15 protein-coding genes and 1 pseudogene are annotated in these 20,238 nt (G+C 63.3%); 11 read left to right on the top strand and 5 right to left on the bottom strand.

Translation table 11 applies throughout. The features are described 5' to 3' along the window. The 5 genes from tssG to LGN17_RS19195 are packed head-to-tail and all read right to left on the bottom strand — an operon-like array spanning position 1 to position 5,056. Entirely contained in the window at positions 1 to 1,068 is a 1,068-nt protein-coding gene (tssG, locus tag LGN17_RS19215; protein WP_226198172.1) for a type VI secretion system baseplate subunit TssG, read from the bottom strand. Further along, positions 1,068 to 2,957 carry a type VI secretion system baseplate subunit TssF gene (tssF, locus tag LGN17_RS19210; RefSeq protein WP_226198171.1) on the bottom strand — a complete coding sequence of 630 codons (1,890 nt, stop codon included), beginning with the start codon at positions 2,955 to 2,957 and terminating at the stop codon, positions 1,068 to 1,070. The genes tssG and tssF overlap by 1 nt, the downstream gene beginning before the upstream one ends. Positions 2,958 to 2,995: 38 nt before the next feature. Next, a complete protein-coding gene (gene tssE, locus LGN17_RS19205; RefSeq protein WP_226198170.1) occupies positions 2,996 to 3,553 on the bottom strand; it encodes a type VI secretion system baseplate subunit TssE in 558 nt (185 codons plus the stop codon). Next, positions 3,546 to 4,397, bottom strand: a complete 852-nt coding sequence (locus LGN17_RS19200) for a type VI secretion system accessory protein TagJ (RefSeq protein WP_226198169.1) — start codon at positions 4,395 to 4,397, stop codon at positions 3,546 to 3,548. The genes tssE and LGN17_RS19200 overlap by 8 nt, the downstream gene beginning before the upstream one ends. Further along, the gene (locus LGN17_RS19195; RefSeq protein ID WP_226198168.1) at positions 4,394 to 5,056 is read right to left on the bottom strand and encodes a TagK domain-containing protein; all 663 of its coding nucleotides are present in this window, start codon (positions 5,054 to 5,056) and stop codon (positions 4,394 to 4,396) included. Before LGN17_RS19195 ends, LGN17_RS19200 begins: the two co-directional genes overlap by 4 nt. A 549-nt stretch (positions 5,057 to 5,605) precedes the next feature. Here LGN17_RS19195 and tssH point away from each other — a divergent pair. The 11 genes and pseudogenes from tssH to LGN17_RS19140 form a co-directional block, all read left to right on the top strand. Next, positions 5,606 to 8,272: a type VI secretion system ATPase TssH gene (tssH, locus tag LGN17_RS19190; RefSeq protein ID WP_226198167.1), complete on the top strand. Its 2,667-nt coding sequence runs from the start codon at positions 5,606 to 5,608 to the stop codon at positions 8,270 to 8,272. Between the two features lie 39 nt (positions 8,273 to 8,311). Beyond that, positions 8,312 to 8,854: a type VI secretion system contractile sheath small subunit gene (tssB, locus tag LGN17_RS19185; RefSeq protein ID WP_226198166.1), complete on the top strand. Its 543-nt coding sequence runs from the start codon at positions 8,312 to 8,314 to the stop codon at positions 8,852 to 8,854. A gap of 27 nt (positions 8,855 to 8,881) precedes the next feature. Next, the gene (gene tssC / locus LGN17_RS19180; RefSeq protein ID WP_226198165.1) at positions 8,882 to 10,375 is read left to right on the top strand and encodes a type VI secretion system contractile sheath large subunit; all 1,494 of its coding nucleotides are present in this window, start codon (positions 8,882 to 8,884) and stop codon (positions 10,373 to 10,375) included. A gap of 90 nt (positions 10,376 to 10,465) precedes the next feature. Continuing rightward, positions 10,466 to 10,951 carry an Hcp family type VI secretion system effector gene (locus LGN17_RS19175; RefSeq protein WP_204421213.1) on the top strand — a complete coding sequence of 162 codons (486 nt, stop codon included), beginning with the start codon at positions 10,466 to 10,468 and terminating at the stop codon, positions 10,949 to 10,951. Positions 10,952 to 11,031: 80 nt separating this feature from the next. Next, the gene (tssJ, locus tag LGN17_RS19170; RefSeq protein ID WP_226198164.1) at positions 11,032 to 11,535 is read left to right on the top strand and encodes a type VI secretion system lipoprotein TssJ; all 504 of its coding nucleotides are present in this window, start codon (positions 11,032 to 11,034) and stop codon (positions 11,533 to 11,535) included. Positions 11,536 to 11,566: 31 nt separating this feature from the next. Further along, a complete protein-coding gene (gene tssK, locus LGN17_RS19165; RefSeq protein WP_226198163.1) occupies positions 11,567 to 12,913 on the top strand; it encodes a type VI secretion system baseplate subunit TssK in 1,347 nt (448 codons plus the stop codon). A 51-nt stretch (positions 12,914 to 12,964) separates the two neighbouring features. Continuing rightward, complete coding sequence (gene tssL / locus LGN17_RS19160) at positions 12,965 to 14,227, top strand: type VI secretion system protein TssL, long form (protein ID WP_226198162.1); 1,263 nt, start codon at positions 12,965 to 12,967, stop codon at positions 14,225 to 14,227. Positions 14,228 to 14,252: 25 nt separating this feature from the next. Further along, positions 14,253 to 18,317 carry a type VI secretion system membrane subunit TssM gene (tssM, locus tag LGN17_RS19155; RefSeq protein WP_226198161.1) on the top strand — a complete coding sequence of 1,355 codons (4,065 nt, stop codon included), beginning with the start codon at positions 14,253 to 14,255 and terminating at the stop codon, positions 18,315 to 18,317. A gap of 18 nt (positions 18,318 to 18,335) precedes the next feature. Beyond that, complete coding sequence (gene icmH / locus LGN17_RS19150) at positions 18,336 to 19,610, top strand: type IVB secretion system protein IcmH/DotU (protein ID WP_226198160.1); 1,275 nt, start codon at positions 18,336 to 18,338, stop codon at positions 19,608 to 19,610. Between the two features lie 38 nt (positions 19,611 to 19,648). Then, on the top strand, positions 19,649 to 19,900 hold the full coding sequence (locus tag LGN17_RS19145) for a PAAR domain-containing protein (RefSeq protein WP_205814715.1): 252 nt from the start codon (positions 19,649 to 19,651) through the stop codon (positions 19,898 to 19,900). A 19-nt stretch (positions 19,901 to 19,919) separates the two neighbouring features. Beyond that, a pseudogene (locus LGN17_RS19140) lies at positions 19,920 to 20,238 on the top strand (type VI secretion system tip protein VgrG); the annotation flags it as partial.

Genomic DNA, 20,238 nt, shown 5'->3' with positions numbered 1-20,238 from the left:
TCAAATTTTGGAGTCAGTGGCACGGCGATCGAGATGGCGCATGTAACGCTCGGGCTCGAAACGCATGCCGGTAATGGGTTTATGCGGGTCCGGCCGTCCCAGCCATCCGGACCAGCCCATGCGCTGCCGGCCACCCATCACTGCCGGCGGCGCACTCTCAGGCTTGATGCGCAGCTCGAGTTCCCATTCCAGCTCGTATCCCACGAATGCTCGGACCCATTCGACAAGCCGCGGCAGATCCTCGCCCTGGGGCGTAAAGCGCAGATAGGCGTCGAGATCGACTGGCCCGATGACGATCCGGAACCGATGCTGACGATCCGGGGCGACGCGGCCGAGCATCGCGCCTTGTCCCATCGTCGCCGCCGCGCCAGGACGTCCCATCCGGCCACGGTCGGCTGCATCGATTTCGATCCAGTGAAACACATGCTCCTCGATCGCGACCGGCACGCCAAAGTAGCGTTCGAGCGTCGCGCGCAAACCGTCCGGATTGCGCGATTCGCGCACGAGGTGCGGCGCCGCTGCCAGACGTGCGTGTGACGGAAGGGGGTGCCGGCGACACTCATCGACGTCCTGTCCGGTGAGGCTTGCGACGTAAAACGAAAAGTGCTCTTCGTCTGGTCGGTCAAGTCCGGCGGCCGACTGGGCCGACGCCCATGCGCGATAGAACAGCGTGAAGAAGCGGTGATGGAAGATGTCGAAGAAATCGACCGTCGTCATGTCCCGTCGGCTGTCTTCGCGATCCTTCGCGATCTCGGTGACGTGGATCGGCAGTGGACCATTGGGGCCGAGCATGCCGAGGCCGAACAGGCGCACTTTCAGTCGCCCGTCGGCTTCTTGCGCACTCGCGACTTCACGCGGTGCAAAGGCAAGGCTCGGCTGCTGGCCGAGCCGGAACGGCTCGGAGCGCGGCCGGCGTGCGGTGCCGATCGGATCGATCGCCGGGTTCGCGCCGATCCGTCGCAATAGAGACAGGAACCCGAAGCGCCACGGTTCGGCCTGCAGCCGTTCGAGCAGCTCAGGCGACAGCGTGCTGTCGCGCAGCAGCGCGGGTAGCGTGGCGCGCTTCATCACAGGACTCCACGCGTACCGGTGCGCACGGGCCAGCGCGCGATACGGCCGCGCTGCATCGAATGCAATTCGGTTTGCGTAAAGCTGTTGATCGAGACGTGCCGTGCGAGCCAGTGCTCGAGAATGACCCCAAAGAGATAGGGGCTCACGCCGGAGAAGCCTGTTTCGTCGACCGTCAGCGCACACTCGATGCCGCGTCCAAACGTCATTGGGCCGGCCCCCGGAAGTTTGCGCGTCACCGGGCGCGTCTTTACGCCGACGAGGCTTTCCACTTGCCGGCCTTGTCCGGAATCGCCGTCCGCAAGGTACAGGCGAAGCAGATCACGCAGACCCTGGCCACCTTCACGGTGATCAAGATCGTCAAGCGGCAGATAGTTGAAATTGAGTTGGCGGATCAGACGCCAGGCCATCTCGCGCTCGGCATACGGCGGCAACGGCGGACTCGGCGCTCGGACAAGGCCAATGCTCTCGACCGGCGCGGACTCGGCGGTCTCCAGGTCGTGTACCCCATCGCGCGGCACGAGCGTGGCGAGATCGCGGTTAGTCAGGAGCGCGTCGACCGACAAGAAACGGATGTTCTCGTCATAAGGCGCCTCGTTCTGGTCGACAAGCGAGAGAAATACTTCTGTGCCGACGTAGGGCGTGCGTGTACCGTAGCGGCGCGCCGAATCGGACACGAGCCTTCGTTCGCGACGGGTCGAAAAGTAGCGCCCGTGGTTACCTTCATCGTTGTTCAGCGTCTGGTAGAGCGGGCGGAACTCGAGCTCGGCGGACGTGGCGGCCACGCGGCCGTACACGGTCTCCACCGAGAACACCTCGTAGTCGAGGGGCGCAAGCCGCGCCGGCACCAGATGAAACTCGGTTTCGCGCGGCGAGAGCTCGATCCGGTCGGTGTGCTTGCTGAAGAGGTTGATGACAGGCGTGCAGAACAGGGCGAAGCGTGACGCGTCGACGAGGTTCGCGAGCTCGGCCGGTGCGCGGTCGAGCAGCACGACGATCTCCACCTCGCGACCATCCACCCTCGAAAAGCCCTCGGCCAGGCCGGTCAACGCGAAGAACCAGAACCGTGCAGGGCACGCGAAGTACTCGTGCAACAGGTTGTGCCCGTGAAATTTCGTCCACGTCAGCGGCAAGAGGTTCTGATCGGTGCGCAGGCCTTCGTGCTCCACCGCGTTTTGGGTGACCGCCGCGGGCGGACGGCCCGGTGCGCCGAACGCTCCGGGCACGCCAATCACGGAGGCGATTGCGCCGGCATGCAGCAGCTCGAACAGGTGGGAAGCGACCTGTTCATCACCGGCCAGATAGACCGGGAGCCGGTCGAGTCCCTGCAGATCAGCGATCCGGACGTCACCCGTCGTCGCCAGCCGGAGTCGCAAGGCGCCGCGCACCTGTGTATCGGGCGGCGCGTACCGCGCGAGTCCCGGAATGTCCGGCGGGATACCGGTCAGACGCGCTTCGGTGATCGTGAGCGGCCACAGCGTCACGTCCTGTCCGCTCGTGAACTGGCACGCCGTACTTTCTCCATCGGGAATGCGTGCGGTGAACGAAGTGCCGCGCGCAATGCGATACCCTTTGGCGAGGTTGCCTTCGGTCCGGCCGGGATACAGGCGCGCAACGGCAATCGACGGTGTGGGCGCAACGTAGTTCGGGTAGATCACCTCGAGCAGTCGCTCGGTAAAGCGCGGAAACTCCGCGTCGAGCTTGATCTGCATGCGTGCAGCCATGAAGCTGAACGACTCGATCAGGCGCTCGACGTAGGGGTCGGCCACTTCGCCGGCCTGCATGCCCAGGCGCCGCGCGATCTTCGGGTGAGCATGCGCGAATTCAGCGGCGAGCTCGCGCATGTAGATGAGTTCTTGGTTGTAGTAGTCGAGCAGTCGCGGGTCCATCGGAGTGTTCTCGTTGTTGTCGTTGTGCCGCGCCGCGCTTAGCTGGTGCGCATGCCGGTGATTCGAATCTCGCTCGTTTCGAGATCCAGCGAGCTTTGGACCATGAACTCGAGCGGATACGGATCCATGTGAATCAGCCCGCGAACTTCGAATGCGAGGACGTTGTGATGTTCGCCGGCGGCGTCATTGCCGGGGCGAGGGGACACCACAAGGGAGTCAGGAATCAACCTCGGCTCGAAATCCGTGATGGCCTGCCGGACCATGCGCTCGACGTCGTTCCACTGGCGCGACGCGATAAAGGCTCCCGCGAGCGGCGGCACGCCAAAGTTCACGGTCGAGGCTGCTGCATGCGGATGGCGTGCGCGATCGATCTGGTCCTCGATGCTCGTCGTGTTGAGCAGATAGGCGAGGTCGCGCTGCACAATGTCCCGCATCTGTTTGCGCGTGACCGTGTATTCCTCTGGCGCTTCGACCTGCCGATGCGGCGCGTCGTCGCGCAGCCGGTCGAGCAGGGTGGGCATCAGATGCGCGTTGACCCGCCGAGGTGTCCGGACCGCGATCGCATCCATCGCCGAGAGCTTTTTGCGCTCAGCCATCGACGCGCTCGCCAATGGTCGCGCCGTCAGCAATACGCGCGCCGAACTCGGTGCTCGCCAGCTCGAACAGACTGAAGTCGCCTTGATCCGTTGTCCAGGTCTTTTGCCCAAGTGCAGTGACGCCGGTTCGCCCGTTCTCCAGCCAGACCGTTTCACGCCCAAGGCGCATGGCGTCGCTCCCCGTTTCGGAACTTGGATACCGTGCCGGCATGAAGCCGTGGACGAGCGCGCCGTCGACGAGCGTGAGCGTACAGGGCGCCCACACCAAGTCGACAAGCTTTGCCGGTGGCGACACGCGCCATGCTGCGAGATCGCTGAACGGTACCCATCGGTAGTGTCCGGCGGTGATGACTTCGCAGACGGGACCGAAACTGGAATCGCTATCGACAATCCAGGCGGCCTTTCCTTGAGGGATCCTGACCGAGACGCTCGGCGCAGTGTCGAGCGCGGTCTCGCGGGCGTCGTCGGCTGGTTCAATCTGTCCGCCGGCATTCAAGTGGAGCGCATTCAGCAACCCATCGACCCACGCTGGAGGCTCGAGCACGAAGCCGGGGCGCTCGCTTCCCTCGACTACGAGTTTTCGCCAGCGCTCGGCCCGAATCAAGTCGCGATAAACCTGCGCGGTTGACGCGTGGCCGGGCTCGAGCTTCGCCCACGTCTGCAATTGCTGGATCGCGCGCGTCCACTCACCGGTGATGCACAACAGCTGAAACAGCGCCCAACGATGGGAGGCGGTGGTCGGCTGAGCCCGCAGGCGTGCCGAGACGTGCTCGATTTGCTCGCTGAGGGGAGCCTCACCCAAACGATGGGTGTGGGGCGTGTCGGAGGCGGTGAGCCGGGTCATCCTTCGTCCTTGCGTGAGGGGGCGGATAGCGGACTGTCCACGGTCAGCGCGTGGTGTTCGCGCCGGGTGAGCGCGGGCGGTAGAGCCGGCCCGCGCCGTGCGGCTGCTGCTTGATATTCGGGCGGAGCAAAGAGCCGCAGGATTTCCGGAATGGGTTCATCGTCGAGCGCGGTTTCGGCGTGCCCATCCAGTTGCTCGAACACGTCCTTTAGCGTGCGATTGCCAAACAGCAACGTTTCGATCGAATCTGAACCTCCGAGGTTGCCATGCGCGTGAAGGGCGTCCTGCGGGTCCGGGCTGGCGGTATGCGCGGCTGGTTCGTCTGCCATTTGCGCCCACTCGGTGCTGACCGCCGCATGGGGATCGGTCAGCGCGCGCCAATATTGGGCGTGCAATGTATCAACCAGGGCGTCGGGACTGTCAGCGGCGGCAGTGGGCGCGCGAGCCGAAGTGCGCATATGCGCCGAGGCACTGTCGATGCCCCCGATGCCGAGCTGTTCAAGTACGTCGTCGCCGGTGCTCAGATCTCCGCCCATTTCGTCTGCCACAAGGTCTGAGTCGACCACGTCGGGACTGCGCCGGGCCAGACCGTCGCCAAGCACGGGCTCGGTCTGCGAGAGGTCCGGTTGGCGGTGCCAGGTTAGGCGAAGGGAGCGCATCTTGGTGTCCGATGACGAGAATTCCGCATTTTAAACACGAGTGACGGTGGCTCGTCCATCGCAGCATCTATAATCCAGTGGGCGAGTGGGGCGGTAAGCGGATTCAAGGTTTCTTCGGAAAATATCACGGACTGTAAATTGTCAATATGGAGTTCATTGAAAATCAACGTGTTGCGAAAATTTGTGAAATTATTTAAACATCCAATTCTTAAATTATCTCAAAAAAACAATGACTTGAATTATCTCAAATATCATGATTTGTCGTCGGTGTGGCTCGGCTCGGTATGCGTGATTGCAATGCCGGCAGGAGGGATGGTGAGTGGATTGATCGCGATTTGTTCTTGGTGCTATTGATGTAAATAATGCGTTGACGCCATTTCCGTTTCGTGATGATAATGCGGCACTCGATCCGAGTAGGCCGTTTGACTTGGATCGAAGAGAGAGCGATATATCGAGTGTTTTCGGTTCCATCAGGTAAGGCTTCTGCATAGTAGTCCTGATAGGTCTGACGGGGTGCTCGGGGCATCGTAGCCAACAAAAAAGACCATCATGACCATTTCACGGCAAGCACTGTTCGGTAAGCTCGGGGTCCAGCTTTACCGCGGCATCGAATCCGCAACGAACTTCTGCAAGTTGCGCGGAAACCCGTTCGTTGAGCTCATCCACTGGCTGCACCAGCTACTGCAGCAGCCGGATGGCGACCTCCACCGGATCGTGCGCCATGCGGACATCGACCGGGATGCGCTTGAGCGCGATTTCGCGCAGGTACTGGCCGCATTGCCCGCCGGCGCAAGCTCGATCAGCGATTTTTCATGGCATATCGAAACGGCAATCGAGCGCGCTTGGGTGCTGGCGACGCTCGAATACGACGACGGTCGTGTGCGCGGCGGGTGGTTGATCGCGGCCCTCGTGTCCACACCCGACCTGCGGCGTGTGCTGCTTTCCATCTCTCCCGCGTTCGGCAAGATCCCGGTCGACGCCCTCGACGACGTGCTGCCTGCGTGGATCGCCGGCTCACCGGAAGCGGCCGACGCTCCTTACGACCATAGCGATTTGTCGCCCGCCACGCCGGGTGAGGCGTCTGGTGCGTTGCCGGGCGCGCAAAGAAACGGATCGCTCGAGCAATACTGCACGGATCTGACCGGGCGCGCTCGAGCGGGCGAGATCGATCCGGTCGTCGGCCGCGAACTCGAGATCCGCACGATGATCGATGTGCTGCTGCGCCGCCGGCAGAACAATCCCCTGCTGACCGGCGAAGCCGGTGTCGGCAAGACGGCCGTGGTAGAGGGCCTTGCCCGGGCGATCGCGTCGGGCAACGTGCCGCCGAACCTCGCTGACGTGCGCCTGCTGAGCCTCGACGTTGGTGCGCTGCTCGCCGGCGCCAGCATGAAGGGGGAATTCGAGGCCCGCTTGAAGGGGCTGCTCGAAGCGGCTGCCAAGTCGCCATCGCCGGTGATCCTGTTCATAGACGAGATTCACACGCTGATCGGTGCGGGTGGTCAGGCCGGCACGGGCGACGCCTCCAACCTGCTGAAGCCGGCCTTGGCACGCGGCACGATCCGCACGATCGGCGCGACTACATGGGCCGAGTACAAGCGGCATATCGAGAAAGACCCCGCATTAACCCGGCGCTTTCAGGTACTGCAGGTCGCGGAGCCGTCCGAGGCCGCCGCCATCGATATGGTCCGGGGGCTCGTGCAAACGTTTTCGACGCATCACGGTGTCTTGGTGCGTGACGAGGCGATCCGCGGCGCCGTGACGTTGTCGCATCGCTACATTCCGGCGCGCCAGTTGCCGGACAAGGCGATCAGCCTGCTCGATACCGCTTGCGCGCGGGTGGCGCTGTCGCAACACGCGACCCCGCGCGAGCTCGACGACGTGCGTCAGCGGCTCGCTGCCGCGCGGACTGAAGAGGCGCTGCTTGTGCAGGAGGCAAGTATCGGTCTGGAGACGGACACGGCATTGGCCAGCGTACGCGCGCGTATCGACACGCTGGCGAAGGACGAGGCCGCGGTCGAGATGCGTTGGCGTGAGCAAGCCACGGCCGCGCAAGCGCTGCTTGCCGCGCGTGAGGGCACTGCGGGAGCGCCCGACGTTGAGCGGCTTCGCGAGCTCGAGCGCACGCTGGCTAACCTGCAGGGCGATGCGTCGCTCGTGTTTCCGGAGGTCGACGAGGCGATCGTGGCAGAGATTGTGTCGGATTGGACCGGTATTCCCGTCGGTCGCATGGTCACGGATGAGGTCGCGGCCGTGCGCCGGCTGCCCGAAACGCTGGAAGCCCGTGTGATCGGCCAGCCCGATGCGCTGCGCGTGATCGGCGAGCGCGTGCAGACCGCGCGTGCCGGCCTGACCGACCCGAAGAAGCCGCTCGGCGTGTTCCTGCTTGCAGGACCGTCGGGCGTGGGCAAGACCGAAACCGCACTGGCGTTGGCCGAGGCGTTGTACGGTGGTGAGCAAAACCTGATCACGATCAACATGAGCGAATATCAGGAAGCCCACACCGTGTCGGGTCTAAAAGGGGCGCCGCCGGGTTACGTCGGTTACGGCGAGGGCGGCGTGCTGACCGAAGCCGTGCGCCGCCGTCCGTACTCGGTCGTCCTTCTCGACGAGGTTGAGAAGGCCCATCGCGACGTCCATGAAATGTTCTTCCAGGTGTTCGACAAGGGCTACATGGAAGACGGCGACGGTCGCCACATCGATTTCCGCAACACCACCATCCTGCTGACCAGCAATGTCGGCGCCGACCTGACTGCGAGCCTGTGCGCCGATCCGGCGCTCGCGCCGGATATGGACGGGTTGCGGGACGCGCTTGCGCCCGAACTGCTCAAAGCCTTTCCGGCGGCCTTTCTCGGTCGGGTGGCCGTGGTCCCATACCGGCCGCTGGCCGACGATGGGCTCGCCCGCATTGTCCGATTGCATCTGGGTCGCGTCGTGAAGCGCATGGCCGACAGCCACGATATCGCGTTGACCTTCGATGACGCGGTGGTCGACTACATCGTCGGCCGCTGTCTCGTACAGGAGACCGGTGCACGCGTTCTGATCGGGTTTATCGAGCAACACATCCTGCCGCGCCTGTCCGCCGTCTGGCTCGACGCCTTCACGTCGAAGGCTGCGATCGCGCGCATTTCGATCGGCGTTGCCGATCCCGCTGCAGCTCCGCTGCGGGCGCTGACGTTCGATGCCTTGCCTATCCATTTGGACGCGTTGCTCAGTTGAGCGCCCATTCCACTTCCCACCATCCAGGAGAGCCTGACCATGTCCGCTTCCAGCAGTTCGCAGAAATTCATCGCACGCAATCGTGCGCCGCGCGTGCAAATCGAGTACGACGTCGAGGTCTACGGGTCGGAGAAGAAGGTCGAGCTGCCGTTCGTGATGGGCGTGCTCGCAGACCTGTCCGGCAAGCATCCGTCCGAGCCACTGCCGGCCGTGACGGATCGACGATTCCTGGAAATCGATATCGACAATTTCGATGAGCGCATGAAGGCCCTCCGGCCGCGCGTCGCGTTCGCGGTGCCGAACACCCTGACGGGCGAAGGCCAGATGATGGTCGACATGACCTTCGAGAGCATGGAGGACTTCTCGCCTGCCGCGATCGCACGCAAGGTCGAGCCGCTGCGCCAACTGCTCGAGGCGCGCACGCAACTCGCGAACCTGCAGACCTACATGGACGGCAAGTCGGGCGCCGAAGCGCTCGTTACGCAATTGCTGCAGGATCCGGCGCGGCTCAAGTCGCTGGCCGCGGCACCGAAGCCTGGGCGTCACGACGACGGCGCAGCCGACCACAGCGAAGCGAACTGACCGACGAACCGATCGAGGAAGACCATCATGGCGAAACAGCAAGCACAAGCCGCCCAGGCGCAAGTGGCCACCCAGTCCGATTTTACGCAACTGCTCGAGAAGGAATTCCGCCCGAAGACCGAGCAGGCACGTGAAGCAGTTGAATTTGCGGTTCAGACGCTCGCCGAACAGGCGCTGAGCCAGTCGATCACGATCAGTGACGATGCGTACAAGAGCATTGCGGCCATCATCGCGCAGATCGATCACAAGCTCTCCGAGCAGATCAATCTGATTCTGCATCACGAGGACTACCAGGCGCTGGAGTCGGCATGGCGCGGTCTGAACCATCTTGTCTCGAACACGGAGACCGATGAGCACCTGAAGATCCGCGTTCTGGACGTTTCGAAGACCGAACTGCATCGCACGATGCGCCGGTACAAGGGACTGGCGTGGGATCAAAGCCCGCTCTTCAAGCAAATCTACGAGCAAGAGTATGGCCAGCTTGGCGGCGAACCGTACGGGTGTCTCGTCGCCGACTATTATTTCGACCATACGCCGCCCGATGTCGACCTGCTGGGCTCGATCGCGAAGGTCGCCGCGGCATCGCATACGCCGTTCATCACGGGTGCGGCGCCGTCCGTGCTGCAGATGGAGTCGTGGCAGGAGTTGGCGAACCCGCGCGACCTGACGAAGATCTTCACGCAGAACCTCGAATATGCCGCGTGGAATTCGCTGCGTCACACCGAGGATGCGCGTTACGTCGGTCTCGCAATGCCGCGGTTCCTCGCGCGCCTGCCCTATGGTGCGAAGACCAATCCGGTTGACGAGTTCGATTTCGAAGAAGACACGAACGGCTCGAACCATAGCCGCTACGGTTGGGCGAACGCAGCGTACGCGATGGGCGTCAACATCAACCGCTCGTTCAAGCAGTACGGCTGGTGCTCGTTGATCCGCGGCGTCGAGTCCGGCGGCACGGTCGAGAACCTGCCGTGCCATACGTTCCCGACCGACGACGGTGGCGTCGACATGAAGTGCCCCACCGAGATCGCCATCTCGGATCGCCGTGAGGCCGAACTGTCGAAGAACGGTTTCATTCCGCTCGTGCATCGCAAGAACACCGATCACGCAACCTTCATTGGTGCGCAGTCGCTGCAAAAGCCGGCCGAGTATCACGATCCGGATGCGACGGCCAACGCGAACCTGTCGGCGCGTCTGCCATACCTGTTCGCATGCTCGCGCTTCGCGCATTACCTGAAGTGCATCGTGCGCGACAAGATCGGTGCGTTCAAGGAACGCGAAGACATGCAGCGCTGGCTGAACGAGTGGGTCATGCATTACGTCGATGCCGATCCGGCGAATTCGTCGCAGGACACCAAGGCGCGCCGTCCGCTCGCGGCTGCCGAAGTGCTCGTCGAGGACGTCGAGGGTAATCCCGGGTATTACCAGGCGAAATTCTTCCTGCGTCCGCACTTCCAGCTTGAAGGTCTGACGGTTTCGCTGCGACTTGTGACGAAGCTGCCGTCGATCAAAGAAGCTGCTTGAGAGTAAAGCTGGCCTGTTTGGTCGCGCGTTAAACCATCGCTCTCATGGTGCGCGGCCGATTTCTATTCACTGAAAAAAGGAGTACTACAGATGGCGCAGGATATTTTTCTGAAGATCGACGGCATCAACGGCGAATCGCTCGACGACAAGCACAAGGACGAAATCGAAGTCCTGAGCTGGGACTGGGAAATCCTGCAGGAGTCGACGATGCACGCCGGCAGCGGCGGCGGCGCAGGCAAGGCGACGGTCAAGGATCTGACGTTCGAGCACAACATCGATCGCGCGAGCCCGAACCTGATGAAGTACGCACTGACGGGCAAGCATATCGACCAGGCCACGCTCGTGATGCGCAAGGCCGGCGGCAACCCGCTCGAGTACCTGAAGCTCACGATGAGCGACGTGATCGTCACGCGCGTGAAGCCGTCGGGCAGCAAGCTGGACGCCGAAAAGAGCCGCGAGACGGTGTCGCTGTCGTTCGCGAAGGTGAAGCAGGAGTATGTCGTGCAGAACGCGCAGGGCGGCAGCGGCGGTGCCGTCACGGCCAGCTTCGACATCAAGGGCAACAAGGAAGCGTAAGCAGGCGTCGCGCTGCGCGTCGGCACACTTGTCTTGCCGCACGCGCAGCGCCTGCCTCCGTATCCCAAGGTGAAATCTGCATGCGTTCCATTCTGACTGCCGCCTCGCTCGCCAGCTTGACGATTCTCTCGGCCTGCGCGAGCGGCGAGCCGAAGCCCAAGGAACCGATCCGGCTTGAGCTGACCGTCAGCGCCCGGGCCGACGTCAACCCGGATGATCGCGGCCGGGCAGCGCCGATAGTCGTACGCCTCTATGAACTGAAGAACGATAACGCCTTCAAGGCAGCAGATTTCTTTACGTTGCAGATGCAGGACAAGACGGTGCTGGCCGACGATGTCGTCAAGCGTGACGAGCTGCAGCTGCGTCCCGGCGAGCACCAGACGATTGTGCGGCGAACCGCGGCGGACACGACTGCCATTGGCGTGATTGCGGCGTATCGCGACCTGCCGAATTCCGTCTGGCGAACGGTCTACACGATGCCTGCGCCGCCCGACAAGGCGTGGTACCGCATCTCCACGCCGAAGCTGAAACTCACTATCGATCTTGAGGCCAAGGCCGTCAAGATCGAGGAAGCCAAGAAATGAATCACGTCGCTCAACGAAACGGACGATACGCATGAGCTGGTACGCCAAGGTCGCCTGGCAGGAAGGGCTGTTTTTCCGTCCGCAACTGTTCCAGCAACAGGATCGTTACTTCGAGAAGTACGCGCACATGCGTGCGGCGCCGCTGTCGCCGTTCTTCTTTGGCTTTGCACACTACGCGCTCGACGTGGAGTCGTTGGCGCTGGGGAAAGTGATCGTCAAGTCCGCCGCTGGCGTGTTCGCCGACGGCTCGCCGTTCGATGCGCCGGGCAACACGCCGTTGCCGCCGCCGCTGACGATCCGGCCGGAGCACCTCGATCAGGTGATCTATCTGGCGGTGCCGGTCCGCCTGCCGAACTGCGAGGAGACGACGTTCGAGAACACGCCGGATTCGTTGGCGCGCTACCTCGTGTTCGATACCGAGTTGCGAGACACGAATTCGGTCGGCCTTGCGCCCGAGCCGGTGCAACTGTCGAACCTGCGCTTGCGCCTGATGCCCGAGAAAGAGCTCGGCGATGCGTGGATCGGCCTTGCGCTCACGCGCGTGAAGACCATTCGCGCGGACGGCAGCATCGAGCTCGACGACACGCTCGTTCCTCCGGTGTCGGGCTATGGTGCGAGCGGCTTGCTGACGAGCTGGGTCACGAAGATTCACGATCTCGCACGCCTGCGCGCGAATGCGCTCGCGCAACGGCTGGCGGGCACCGACGACACCACGGCGAGCGCCGCGACGGTCACCGACTACCTGCTGCTGCAGATCCTGAACCGGTATGAGCCGCTGCTGCAGCACATGCTGCGCGTGCCGACCACGTCGCCGGCCGACGTCTATGCGCTTTTGATCGGCATGGCAGGCGAGCTGTCGACGCATCTGCGTACGGATACGCGGCGGCCGCTCGACACGCATCCGCCTTATCAGCACAAGACACCGCACCTTTGCCTGAAGCCGATTGTCGACGATACGCATCGACTGCTCAACGCCGTGCTGGTGCGCAGCGCGCAAAGCATTGCACTCGAAGACCGCGGCCACGGCATGCGAAACGCCGTGGTCGATCCGGTCGACATGCAGGGGTTTACCGCCGTCGTGCTGGCCGTGCATGCGGCCATGCCGCCGGACGTACTGCAGCAGCAATTCCTTGCGCAAGCGAAAGCGGGGCCATCCGACAAGCTGCCGAGCCTCGTGCGCAGTCACCTTCCGGGCATTGGCTTGCAGGCGCTACCGGTGCCGCCGCGGCAGATTCCGTTCAATGCGGGCTATATCTATTACGAACTGACCCAGGGTGGACCGCTCTGGGACGAAGTCGTGCGCCACGGCGGGCTTGCGCTGCACGTGGCGGGCGATTTCCCGTCAATCAAACTCGAACTGTGGGGCGTGCGTGCATAAGCACGAAACGGCAACCATGAATTCACGAATCGCGCTTCGCTACGTCTGTCCATGAGCAATTCATCTACCGGCACCGGTGTGTCCGAGGAACGAACAGCGCCTGCATCCGCTCTCCAGCAGTCTGCTTCTTCGAGCGCGACCGTCGTTCCATTTCGGGAGCGGCTCATTGCGGTCGAGCAGGCGTCCAATCCTTTGCGGGAAGCGGCACGGCCGCTCTTGCGCGCGCTCGCGGACATGCCGGACCGTCTCGCCCCCGAGGAAGCCTTCGTACTTCGAGACCTTCTCGAACAGGAGGTGCGCACCTTCCAGAAGCTGTGCGAGCAAGCGAACATTCGCCGCGACCACACGATCGGCGCGCGCTACTGTCTGTGCACGGCGCTCGATGAGGCGGCGACTCAGACCGCATGGGGGAAGGGGGGATCGTCCGGGATCGAATGGATCAGCAACGGCCTCGCCACCACGTTCCATGAGGACCGTCAGGGTGGCGAGAAGATCTATCTGCTGATCGGCCGACTGCTCGCCGAACCGCGCGAGCATCGCGACTTGCTGGAAGTCGTCTACGAGATTCTCAGCTTGGGCTTTGAGGGGCGCTATCGACACGAGGCGAACGGAAAGCGCAAGCACGATGCGATTCGCCAACGGCTCTACAACGAGATCACCTCGCAACGCGGGATCGCACCCGCGGCGCTTTCGCCTCACTGGCAGTCGGATGTGAAAGGCAAGCGGATGTCTTTCTATGATTTTCCGGTCTGGATAACCGTCACGTTGCTGTCGGTGATTCTCCTCGGTCTGTTCGGCTGGTTCAAATACGAACTGATGAGCCGCAGTGCAGTCGTGGAAAAGCAGATCGCCGACGTCGGCCGGCTGACGCCCCCACCCGCACCACCGCAATTGCATTTGAAGCAGCTGCTCAAGGACGAAATCGCGGCAGGCACCGTGAGCGTCGACGAGGACGCGCGTCACAGCGCGGTGACGTTCCGGGGCGATGCGATGTTCCAGCCCGGCGGCGTGACGATCAAGAGTGCGATGGCGCCGCTCGTCGCAAAAATCGCGGGGGAGATCGCGAAGGTGCCGGGCAAGGTCACCGTCCTGGGGTATACGGACAACCTGCCGATCCGTAGCCGGCAGTTTCCGTCAAATGAAGCGCTGTCGGAGGAGCGGGCGACGCAGGTGCTGCAGATGCTGCAAGCAGCCGGTGTGCCGGCCAACCGTCTTGAAGCCGTCGGCAAGGGCGATGCCGATCCGATTGGCGATAACCGTAATGCCCAGGGCCGCGCGCAGAACCGGCGCGTCGAGATCGTCGTCGCGCAATAGGCCAGATCCGCTTCCGGAATAGACCATGAAGAAGTTTTTGTCATTTCTCGCATCGCGCGAGTTTCTCGCGTTTCTCGCGCTGATCGTTGTCGCGCTGGTGATCTGGTTCGTCGGACCGTTTTTCGCATTCGGTGGGCTCAAGCCGCTGGCCGGTGCCGGCATGCGTGTGCTGCTGATTGCCCTGGTGCTCGTGGGCATGTTGCTCTGGCTCGGAGGCTGGTCGACGAGCATCGTGTTCGTCGCGCTGCTGTGTCTGCTGATCTGGTACGCGGCGCCCTTGCTGTCGTTTGGCCACACTTCGCCGTTCGAACCGGTGTCGGCTCGGGGCGGCGCGATTGCGCTGGTGGTAGTGGTGTTCGCCCTGTTCTGGACGTTTCGGCTTTGGCAGAAGATGCGCGAGGACGAGGCATTCCTGAAAAAAGTGCTGCGATTCGGCGGCAAGACGGAGGAATCCCCCGCTGCGCCGCGTCTTAAAAAGGTCGAAGCAATCGTCGCGAGCGCACTGGCGCGGCTGAAGTCGATGCGCACGGGCGCGCGCGGACCGGGCAAGTTGTTCCAGGGCAAGCGCTACCTGTACGAATTGCCGTGGTACATCACACTCGGTTCGCGAGGGACAGGCAAGACGAGCGCGCTGCTCAACGGTGGCCTGGCGTTTCCGATTGCCGAGCAAATGCAGCGGGCGGCCGGGAATTCCGCGGGTGACACCGCGGCCGTGGACTGGTGGCTGACCAACGATGCGGTGCTGATCGACACGGCCGGCTATTACACACGTCACGGCACCTCGACGGCAAAGGAAGGTGAAGGGCTGGCCCCACTGTCGGACCGGCCGACAGCGGTCGGATCGGGCGAAGGTAAGACGGGCAGCGAGGCAGCAAAGGCGGAGGCGTCCGGCGATACCCAGCCAGCGGACGTCGCAAAGTCGAGCGCCAACATTGTGCCGATTCGTACCGACTCGGCTGAGCAACGCGAGGCGCTGGATCGCGCGGAATGGCTGGGTTTCCTCGGCATGCTGCGCCGCCACCGCCCCCGTGCCCCCATCAATGGCGCGCTGCTGGCGGTCGATCTTGAGTCGCTGGTCGGAGCCGACGAGCAGAAACGCCTCGCGGAGGCGTCGGCGCTGCGTGCGCGACTGGGCGAACTGCGCAGTGAGCTCGGCATCCGCTTCCCGGTCTATGTGCTCGTCACGAAAATGGACCGCCTGGCGGGGTTTGCCGAGTATTTCAGCGGCCTGACGGCCGAGAGCCGCGCCCAAGCATGGGGTTTCACGTTGCCTTACGGCAAGGAAACGGTTGCGAAGGAAGGCTTGCGCGCGCGTTGCCGCGATGAGCTGATGCAGATGGCGGGTCGGTTATCCGGCATGATTCACACGCGCCTGCAGGATGAGGACGAGACGGACAAGCGTCGGCAGCTCGCCGCGTTGCCGGAGGAGTTCTCCGCGCTGGTCGGGCCGCTTGTCGAACTGATCGACCGGGTGTTTCTCGATTCCCGTTACGACGATACGCAGCTCCATTCGACTCTGCGCGGCGTCTATTTCACGAGTGCGCAGCAAGGCGGCGGGCCGGTCGTTGCCGAGCGCGACACGGTTGTGCAACGCCTTGCGCCGAAGCAAGGGCAGGCAGTTGCCGCCGCCGACAATGAGGGCAACCGGAGCTTTTTTCTGCACGATGTCCTGACGCGGGTCGTGTTTCCGGAATCGCATCTCGTCAGTCCCAACCTGCGCTGGGAATACCGCTATCGGCTGCTGCGTCTGATTGGCCATGCGCTCGCCTTGCTGCTATTCGTCTGGCTCGCACTCGGATTGCGCGTGAGCTTTGGCAACAACAGCGACTATCTCGACGTCATCGGCCGCAAGGTCCAGGCATTGGCGGCCCGCGTGACCCAGCTGTACAAGGAGCCCAAGCCGGAAGCCGTGCCCGACACGCTGACCGAAGCGCGCTATTTGCCGACCCTTCCGAATCTGGACCTGTCCGATCCTGGTAGTGCATGGCGGTATGGCCTCTATACGCCACCGAACATCGTGACGGAGAGTGGTCACACCTACGATGCGCTTGAGGACAACCTGCTGGTGCCGCAAATCGTTCATCGGATGGAAGACGTGATGTCCGGTGCGATCGCCAACAAGGACCCGAAGGCGGCATACGATGCGCTGCGCGTGTACCTGATGCTTTACGACAAGACAAAATTTAATGCCGGCGACGTGAAGACATGGGTGCTCGACGACTGGGCGAAAAACGACAGCGCAGCGATTTTTGGCGGTCGTGCGTCGATGATCGATCACGTGCAGCAGCTCTTTTCGGGCGACCGTGTCGTGAAATCGCCGCTTATCCGTAGCGATGCACTGATCCAGCAGGCACGGGCGTTTCTCGACGGCAGCAACGCGACGGATCGCCTGTATCAGCGCGCGAAGGCCGCGATGCTGAAGGAGGCACCGGACGAGTTCACATTGCTGCGTGCGGTCGGGCCGCAGGCCGGTACCGTGTTCACGCGGGCGAGCGGCCAGCCGCTCTCGCGCGGCGTGCCAGGCCTCTTCTCGTTCGATGGTTACCGGAACCTGTTCGACAAACGGCTTCCCGAGTTCGTCCAGATCGCACGCGACGATGATGCATGGGTGATGGGGCGCTCGTATCTGGGCGAGGCTCAAAAAAAAACGGCTGAGATTGTGAGCACGGTAACCCGCGCGGATGATGCACTGACGGACGCGGTCCGCCGCGAGTATCTGATGGAGTACGCGCAACAATGGGACGCGTTTCTCAACGATATCCGGACGGTGAGCGGCACGAGCCTCGCGTTCAATCTTCAGGTGCTGCGCAGCTTCGCGGCGCCTGACTCGCCGCTCGGCCGACTTGCCCGCGCGGCCGTGCATGAAACGACGCTGACGGCACCGGTTACCGGATCGGACGGGTCTTTTCTCCAGAAGGCGGCCGACCAGCTCAACCAGAAGGCCGACAAGGCGCTTGGCATCCGTGCGTCGGAGCGTGTTGAGCGCGAACTCGTCGACAACCATTTCGCCGCACTGCGCGAGGTCGTGACGGGCAATGCTGATGCTCAGGCCGGCTCCCAAGCGGTGGCCGCCCAGGCCGGAAAGACCGGTCTCGACGGCGTGACGAACTTGTTGAACGACTACTACACGGCGCTCACGGTCTCCGACAACGCGCTGTCGAATAACAGCATGCCGCCAGCGAGTGACACGGCCGCGAAGCTCAAGATGACGGCCGACACGATGCCGGCGCCGTTCCGTGCGGTGCTGCTGCAACTTGCCGCGGACGGTTCGCACGAGGTTAATCAGGGAATCGGTCAGCTACTGTCGCGCCAGATGCAGGCGGTCGTCGGAGACACGTGCCGGCTCGCCATCGAAGGTAACTATCCGTTCTCGCCCGACAGCAAGCGCGATGTCGGCATCGACGACTTCACCCGTGTGTTTGGGCAGGGTGGCGTGATTGATGACTTCTTCGCGAAGACGTTGGCGCCGTTCGTCGATACGTCCGCGAAGCCGTGGCGTTACAAGACCCTGGCGGGCGCAACGGAACCCGTCCAGGGGCCGGATCTTGAGCCGTTCGAGCATGCGAAAGCGATCCGCGATGTCTTCTTCAACGATCCGGGCCATAAGCAGCTGACGTGGAAGGCCGATATCCGCATTCCCGAACTGGATCCGACGATCACCAGCCTGTCGCTCGACATCGATGGGCAAACGACGCTCTATCAGCACGGTCCGGTTGCGCCGTTTGCGGTGACATGGCCCGGGCCGCGTGGTGGCGTTCATACGGAAGTCACTGCCAATCCCCGCATCCGCCCTGACACGTCGACAATCGCGGCCGACGGCCCGTGGGCGCTGATGCGCTTGCTCCAGAAGGGGCAGGTGGTCGAAACCGCGACGCCCGGCCGTACCCGAGTCGCCTTTGATTTTGATGGGCGCAAGGCAGTGCTCGACGTTGCGAGTACCGGGAGCGTGGCAAACCCGTTGACGAGCGATGTGCTGAAGACCTTCCGCTGTCCGAGTTCGATGCCGGTGTTCAACCTGTCGGATAGCGGTCCGCCTCCTGGGCTGCCGCGCGGTACGACGCCGGCGGGCCCGGCAAATGTCACTCAATAACGGCGAGGGGCAGGCAAGGTGACGATTTCGACAGTCGACTCGCAAAACTACGCCGGCGTTCCGGCGTCGCCGCCGCTCAACGCGCGACTCAAGGCATCGATGCAATCGGTCAATCCGTTGCTTGAATCTGCGCGCGTCTTGCTGCGCGCGCTGGCGGATACGCCAGCCGCACTGGGACCTGACGCCGTCTTGCAGCGGCGCAAATGGCTCGAGCAGGAACTGCGGATGTTTTTGCGGGTTTGTCGTGAGCTGCAGTTGCCGTCGGACCAGGTTGTGCGGGCGAGCTATTGCTTGAGCGCCGCGCTTGACGAGGCCGCGATGCAAACCCGCTGGGGCAGAGGCGAGGGGACCGGCGCCGAGTGGCAGGCCAGCAGCCTCGCCGTGGCGATGGGCCATGATCGACAAGGCGGCGATCGCGTCTTCCATGTGATCGACGAGGTGCTGAACGACCCACGCGGTCAACTCGACCTGCTTGAACTGTTCCAGAACGTTCTCGATCTCGGCTTTCGGGGGCGATATCGCTTTGAGCACGATGGTGCGCGACGGCTGCTGAACATTCGCGAGCGCGTGCACGGCGTGGTGATGGCAGGAGAACAGGGCGCGGAACCCGTCGATGCGCCAAATGCAACGGTGGCTCGCATTGCCCCCTACCATCGAGGCGGCCAGTCGGTCGCATGGTCGCGACGGGTGGTCGATCCATGGGTGCGCCCGGCTCGCGCGCGTCGGTCACGCTGGTGGATTGTCGTCGGTGCCGCGGTAGCGCTGCTGGTGGGTGCGGGAGGCTACGCCGCAGTCAGCGGATGGTTGCACACGGAGCCATCCACGCAGGCGCCGTTACCGATCGATCGGTTGCGGGAGGTGTTGCGCGAGCAACTGCGCGACGAAATCGCCGCCGGGAATGCCGAGCTGATCCAGGACCCGATGGCCAACGCGCTGACGCTCAGATTCAACGGAATGTACGCGCCAGGTGAGGTGACGGTGGCCCCGTGGTGGGCGTCCATGATGGCGTCGGTCGGACGGGCCATCGCGGCCTCGCCGGCCTCTCCGGCCTCGATGCACGTACTCGTCACCGGATACACCGACAACCTGCCGGCGAGCTCCGCCCATCAGGGTTCGAATTACGCGCTGTCCAAAGCCCGTGCCGAGCAGGTCGCGCAGATTCTCGCGGCGGCCGGTGTGCCGAAGGACCGCATCAGCGCGGTGGGGCAGAGCGATGCCGATCCGTTGGCCGATAACGTGTCGAAGGAAGGGCGATCGAGAAACCGTCGCGTCGAAGTGACCGTGTCGAATTGATGCATGTAACTGAATCACTATTTACACCGGAGCTGGATATGCAGGATGCGCAAGGCCGAAATATGGTGCGCTTGGGCGACACCACCGATCACGGCGGCAAGGTCGTCGAGGCGACTGACGAATTGAAGCATCACGGCATCTCTGTCGCGCTGGACCAGCACGGGGTGATGTGTCCGAAATGTGGCGGTATTTTTCCACTGCTGGCGACGGGCCCGCGCACGCATCGCGGTCGCCTTGTCGGCTACGTCGGCGACAAGACGGGCTGTGGCGCGACCGTGATCGGTTCGTGACCGAGGGAGACGCTGCATCATGGTGACTTTCGCCCAAGCTCGCACGCTGTCGATTTCAGGCGCGGCGTTGCCCACCTACTCGACCGGCGGGCTGCCGGTGTTCGCGCCGGTCCGGCTGCAAGGCAGCGAGGCGATCGGCCGCCTCGAGTCCTGCCGTTATCTCGTCACACTGCGCACCGACGACGCGTTCGCGTTCTCGCCGAGCGTGACCGCCAACCTCGACCTGGACAAGCTCGTCGGCACCGAGGTGACAGTGTCGATCCAGCTCGAAGGCAAGGGCCAGTTTGTCCCCGGCCTCGCCGGCAACGCCGGACTCGGCAACATCGGCGCGGGCACGC

Source organism: Burkholderia sp. AU30280 (assembly GCF_020420125.1).
In the GTDB taxonomy this organism is placed as follows: Bacteria; Pseudomonadota; Gammaproteobacteria; order Burkholderiales; family Burkholderiaceae; genus Burkholderia.
This window is presented reverse-complemented; position numbering and strand designations above follow the sequence as displayed.

What these genes read in the sequence shown, in the direction of transcription:
- LGN17_RS19195 (WP_226198168.1), bottom strand. Translation starts at nt 5,056, where the DNA reads ATGCGCTCCCTTCGCCTAACCTGGCACCGCCAACCGGACCTCTCGCAG.
- tssB (WP_226198166.1), top strand. Translation starts at nt 8,312, where the DNA reads ATGTCCGCTTCCAGCAGTTCGCAGAAATTCATCGCACGCAATCGTGCG.
- tssM (WP_226198161.1), top strand. Translation starts at nt 14,253, where the DNA reads ATGAAGAAGTTTTTGTCATTTCTCGCATCGCGCGAGTTTCTCGCGTTT.
- tssJ (WP_226198164.1), top strand. Translation starts at nt 11,032, where the DNA reads ATGCGTTCCATTCTGACTGCCGCCTCGCTCGCCAGCTTGACGATTCTC.
- tssG (WP_226198172.1), bottom strand. Translation starts at nt 1,068, where the DNA reads ATGAAGCGCGCCACGCTACCCGCGCTGCTGCGCGACAGCACGCTGTCG.
- tssC (WP_226198165.1), top strand. Translation starts at nt 8,882, where the DNA reads ATGGCGAAACAGCAAGCACAAGCCGCCCAGGCGCAAGTGGCCACCCAG.
- LGN17_RS19145 (WP_205814715.1), top strand. Translation starts at nt 19,649, where the DNA reads ATGCAGGATGCGCAAGGCCGAAATATGGTGCGCTTGGGCGACACCACC.
- tssE (WP_226198170.1), bottom strand. Translation starts at nt 3,553, where the DNA reads ATGGCTGAGCGCAAAAAGCTCTCGGCGATGGATGCGATCGCGGTCCGG.
- tssK (WP_226198163.1), top strand. Translation starts at nt 11,567, where the DNA reads ATGAGCTGGTACGCCAAGGTCGCCTGGCAGGAAGGGCTGTTTTTCCGT.
- tssL (WP_226198162.1), top strand. Translation starts at nt 12,965, where the DNA reads ATGAGCAATTCATCTACCGGCACCGGTGTGTCCGAGGAACGAACAGCG.
- tssF (WP_226198171.1), bottom strand. Translation starts at nt 2,957, where the DNA reads ATGGACCCGCGACTGCTCGACTACTACAACCAAGAACTCATCTACATG.
- tssH (WP_226198167.1), top strand. Translation starts at nt 5,606, where the DNA reads ATGACCATTTCACGGCAAGCACTGTTCGGTAAGCTCGGGGTCCAGCTT.
- LGN17_RS19200 (WP_226198169.1), bottom strand. Translation starts at nt 4,397, where the DNA reads ATGACCCGGCTCACCGCCTCCGACACGCCCCACACCCATCGTTTGGGT.
- LGN17_RS19175 (WP_204421213.1), top strand. Translation starts at nt 10,466, where the DNA reads ATGGCGCAGGATATTTTTCTGAAGATCGACGGCATCAACGGCGAATCG.